Raw genomic sequence first — 4,960 nt, 5'->3', positions numbered from 1 at the left:
ACTGGCGGTGACAGCCTGCGGAGACGATGTAAGACCTCAACGAGGAACCTCTCGGACGGGGCAGTCGTCGGCGAAACAGGAACACCCGAGGGCGACCAAGGGAATCCCCGTCCTTCACGACGGGGAGGAAGTCAATCAGGGATCCTCGTGTACATGTCGACGGTCGTGCCGGTGCTGCTGGAGTTGATGTCCACCTGCTGCATCATGGCGCGCATCAGGCCGACGCCCCGTCCACGGTCGGTGTTGACCGTCGGGGTCTTCCACCTTCCCGTGTCGGCGACGACGAGCCGCAGGTGGTTCGCGTACGCCTCGGCCCGCAGCTCGATCGGCTCGCCCGGGTTGCCGCGGTGTCCGTGCTCGATGGCGTTGGCGCAGGCCTCGCCCGCGGCGAGCAGGACGCCGTGCACCAGGTGGGTGGGCAGCGCGCAGCGGCCCAGCCAGTCGCGCAGCGCGCTGCGGACCGGGGCGAGCTGCCCCGCTTCGGCGGGGAAGGTCATCTGCAGGGGTCCGGGGTGCCGGTAGAGCAGGAAGGCGACGTCGTCGTCGAACCCGTCGGCCGGCGTGAGCTCGTCCATGACATGTGCTGCGAGCTGGTCGATGTCGATGTCGCGGCCCTCGTGCAGCGTCTTCGTGGCGCCGGCGATGCTCTCGTCGAGGGGGCGGCGGCGGCGTTCGACGAGGCCGTCGGTGTAGAGCATCATCGTCGCCCGCGCGGGCATGATGTGCTCGGCCTGGCCCCGGGTGGCCCCGGGACGCACGGCCAGGGGCATGGACCGGCCCGCCTGGAGGAGGTCGGTCCGGCCGTCGCGGTGGGCGATGATGCCCGGCGGGTGTCCGGCGCTGGCGTAGGTGAGGTGACCGGTCCGCGGGTCCAGCACGCCGCAGAAGACGGTGGTGCACGCCGCACCCGGCGTCGCCGCGGCGAAGTGGTCCATGGTCATCAGGGCGCGGGCCGGGCTGGGATCCTGCAGCAGCAGGGCGCGGCAGGCGCTGCGCAGCTGTCCCATGACGGCCGCGGCGGCCAGGCCCCGGCCGACGCAGTCACCGACGACGATGCCGATGCGGCCGTCGGGCAGCGCGATGGTGTCGTACCAGTCGCCGCCGATCTCCAGCGGCGTGGCCGCAGGTTCGTAACGGACGGCGAACCCGTGCGGCAGCCGCGCCGGGCCGAGGATGGCGCGCTGCAACGCCAGGGCGGTCTCGCGCTGCTGGTCGATCTGGTGGGCCCGGGTGAGTCCCTGGGCGAGGCTGCCGGCCAGCAGGGACAGCAGCAGCCGGTCGTGTTCGGTGAACCGGCGGTGCGGCCCGAGGTCGAGCCAGATCACCATGGTGCCGTGCGGGTGTTCCAGCCGGATGCCCGCGCTGTCGCCACCGGCCACGGCCGCGGTGAGGTTCGGGCCGTCGCGCAGCTCGGTGATGGTTTCCCGGTGGCGTTCGGCCAGCTGCACCCAGTCGGCCGGCTTGCCGTTCGCGGTGCTCACCACCGGCGGGGCACCGGTGCTGAAGACGACGCCCCACGTCTGCGTGGCGTGCCAGAGCCGCTGCAGCTCGGCGAGCGCTCCGGTGGTGGCGTGGGCCAGGTCCGGCGCCTGCGACAGGCGCAGGTTGAGCGCGGCCATCGCGGTGTCGCGCTGCACGGCGTAGTGCTCGGCCGTCACGTCGCGGAAGGTGCCGACGGTGACCGTGCGGCCGCTGTCGGGGTCCTGTGCCTTGTTGAAGGTGGCGTTCACCCACACGCGGTGGCCGCCGCGGTGGACCACCGGGATCGTGTAGCTGCCCTGCGCGTTGTTGAGCAGGGTGTCGAATGCCGCGGCGACCTCGCGGTGCGCGGCCGCCTCCGCGTCGGCGTCCGGCCACCACGGGTGCTTCGGCCGGTAGGGCAGGCCCTCGGGACCGTAGCCGAGGATGTCGGCGAACGCGGTGTTGATCTCGACGACGGCGCCGTCCTCGTCGCAGACGAAGAACGCCTCCTGCAGGGAGTTGATCAGTGCCGTCCGCCAGCGGGCGTGATGGTTGCGGGTCCGGGCCAGCTCGATGTTCGCCCGCACCCGGGCGAGCAGCTCCGCCGCCGCGAAGGGCTTGACGAGGTAGTCGTCGGCCCCCGCCTGCAGGCCTTCGATGGACGCCTCCTGGCCCGCTCGGGCCGACAGCAGGATGACGGGGATCGCCTCGGTGCGCGGATCGGCCCGCAGCGCCATGAGCAGTTGCAGGCCGTCGAGCCGGGGCATCATGACATCGCTGATGACCAGTTCGGGCGTTCGGGCGCGGGCCTCGTCGAGCGCCTGCCGGCCGTCGACGACGGTGCTGACCTGATAACCGGCCCCGGTCAGCAGCCGGGCCAGGTAGTCGCGCATGTCGGCGTTGTCGTCGGCGATCAGGACGCTGGCGGGTTTGTCCAGGGCCGGGCCGAACAGTGGGGCGTCCCGGTCGGCGGCACCGATCAGGTCCGGCGAGGGCTGATCGGGCACCCAGCGGAGGGCTTCCTGCACGTAGGGTTCGGCCGCGGCCGACAGGGCCGCGGAGCTCGTCGCGGTGACGATGGCGGCGGCGGGCAGGTGGCCGTGCCCGAACGGAATGCTGATGGTGAAGCGGGTGCCCTCGCCCTCGGCGCTGTGCACGGTGATGGTCCCGCCGTGCAGGCCGACCAGCTCCTGCACCAGTGCCAGGCCGATGCCGCTGCCCTCGTTGGACCGGGAACGGGCGTTCTCGATCCGGTGGAACCTCTCGAACAGCCGGGGGATCTGATCGGCGGCCACCCCGATGCCGGTGTCGGCCACGCTGACGATCGCGTGCCGGCCGGCGCTGCGGACGCTCACCCCGACCGAGCCGTCGAAGGTGAACTTCAGGGCGTTGCTCAGCAGGTTGAGGATCACCTTCTCCCACATGCCGCGATCGAGGTACACGGGCTGGTCGAGCGGGGGGCAGTCCACGACGAGGCGCAGGCCGGCCTTCTCCACGGCGGAGCGGAAGACACTGGCCAGCTCGGCGGTCGCCGCGGCCAGGTCGACGGGTTCGTAGCGGGCCTGCATCCGTCCGGCTTCCAGGCGCGAGAAGTCGAGCAGGCTGTTGACCAGCTTGCCGAGCCGCAGGCCGTTGCGGTGGATGACGTCGAGCTCTTCCCGCGTCGCCGGGTCGCTGTCCAGGCGGCGGCGCAGGTCGTCCACCGGGCCCATGATGAGCGTCAGCGGGGTGCGGAACTCGTGGCTGATGTTGGAGAAGAACACCGTCTTGGCCCGGTCGAGCTCGGCGAGCTCCTCGGCGCGCCGCTGCTGCGCCTGGTAGCTGCGCGCGCTGGCGATCCCGGTCGCGACGTGCCCGGCCACCAGCTCCAGGAAGGAGCGGTAGCCGTCGTCGAAGGGCCGGTAGCGGTTGAGCCCGGCGACGAGGAACCCGTACGGGGCTCCGCCCTGGCGCAGCAGCGGGATGAGCAGCGCCCGCGTCGGTGGCAGTGGCCACGCCCCAGCCGGGAGGTCGCCGAAGCCGGGCCGGGTCAGGTCGACCAGCTGCGGCTCGGTGCCGGTCAGGCTGGCGGGCCACAGCGGCGCCGGCCCGTCCAGCGGCATCGGCGTGACGGCCACCGGATGCCCCTCGGGGATGCCGGCCGTGCCCGCCAACCGGGCCGTCCCGTCGTCGGTCAGGTAGATGAGGGTGAACGGCAGGTCGCGCTGGTTGCGGTCCAGCTGCCGGCTCGCGAACGCGAGGGTCTCCGCCTGGGTGCGCACGACGCTGGGATCCGACCCGAGATCCCGCAGGGTGGCCATGCGCCGCTCGCTGATGACCCGCGTGGTGTCCTCGCTGACGACGCAGAGCATGCCGACGGCCACGCCGGATTCATCCCGTAGCGGGCTGTAGGAGAACGTATGGTACGTCTCCTCCTGGTAGCCCGACCGCTCCAGGAACAGCAGCAGGGCCTCGTCCCAGGTCGCCTGCCCGGTGGCCAGCACCGTCTCGATGCGGGGGCCGATGTCGTCCCAGATCTCGGCCCATACCTGGTTGGCGGGCCGGCCGAGGGCCCACGGGTACTTGTGGCCGAGGGTGTCGCGCCGGTAGGCGGCGTTGCAGAAGAACGTCAGCTGCGGTCCCCATGCCATCCACATGGGGAACTTCGACGACAGCAGGATGCTCACCGCGGTCCGCAGGCTCTGCGGCCAGCCGTGAACGGGGCCCAGCGGCGTCGCGGCCCAGTCGACCGCGCGCAGGTCCGGAGCGACATCGGGATCCGCGGAGAATACGTCGTCCATCAATCCACCGTCGGAGATCGTCACCGGATACCCGCCCACATGTGCCCTACCCTGCCATCTGCTCATGTCCTCCCGCCAGCGGCCTCCTCCGTCCGGTTGCCGCGCCCCGACGAAGGTGGCGGGCTCGCCGGCCGCCGACCGCACCGCCACGGCGGGCCGGGCCGCCCGGCAACGGCTCGGGGCACACGCGACGCGTCTGCCCCGAGCTGTCCGCGGTGGTGGTTCAGCGGTAGCGGTCGACGATGCTCTGGCACGGCACGCAGTGCGTCGCCCACGGCATCACCTGCAGCCGGGTGAGCGGGACCTGCTCACCGCAGCGCTCGCACACCCCCAGCGTGCCCTCGTCGAGGCGCCGCAGCGCCGCCTGCAGCCGCACCAGCTGCTCCTGCAGCGCCATGGTCACCATCGTCTGCTCCGCGGTCTCCGCCGCGACCGTGCCGACATCGGCGGCGTCGCCGGAGCCGGCGTCGTGCGAGCCCCTCATCGACGCGGTCTGGGCGTGCAGTCGGCTCACCTGCTCGGCGGTCTCGGCGTGGCGCTGGTGCAGCAGCCGGCCGATCGAAGCCATGTCCAAGCCATGTGCCACAGCAGTCATCGTGTCCTCCTCCGCGGTTCGTCTGCGGGCTCACTTCCCGCCAGCCCGGTGTCTAAACCCGAAGTCGTCCGACAACCGGGCGCCGTCGCTGCTGCGCCTGCGCGGCTACACCGAGGCGCTGACC

At 72.1% G+C, this 4,960-nt stretch carries 2 protein-coding genes; both read right to left on the bottom strand.

Features of this window, described 5'->3' with window-relative positions:
• Positions 1–131 precede the first annotated feature (131 nt).
• A complete protein-coding gene (locus AB0J67_RS39115) occupies positions 132–4,241 on the bottom strand; it encodes a SpoIIE family protein phosphatase (RefSeq protein ID WP_363490549.1) in 4,110 nt (1,369 codons plus the stop codon).
• 223 nt (positions 4,242–4,464) lie between these two features.
• The gene (locus AB0J67_RS39110; RefSeq protein WP_363490547.1) at positions 4,465–4,809 is read right to left on the bottom strand and encodes a TraR/DksA family transcriptional regulator; all 345 of its coding nucleotides are present in this window, start codon (positions 4,807–4,809) and stop codon (positions 4,465–4,467) included.
• Positions 4,810–4,960 lie beyond the last annotated feature (151 nt).

Source organism: Catellatospora sp. NPDC049609 (genome assembly GCF_040675365.1).
In the GTDB taxonomy this organism is placed as follows: domain Bacteria; phylum Actinomycetota; class Actinomycetes; order Mycobacteriales; family Micromonosporaceae; genus Catellatospora.
The sequence above is the reverse complement of the archived record's forward strand: the minus strand, read 5'-3'. Positions and strand labels throughout refer to the sequence as shown.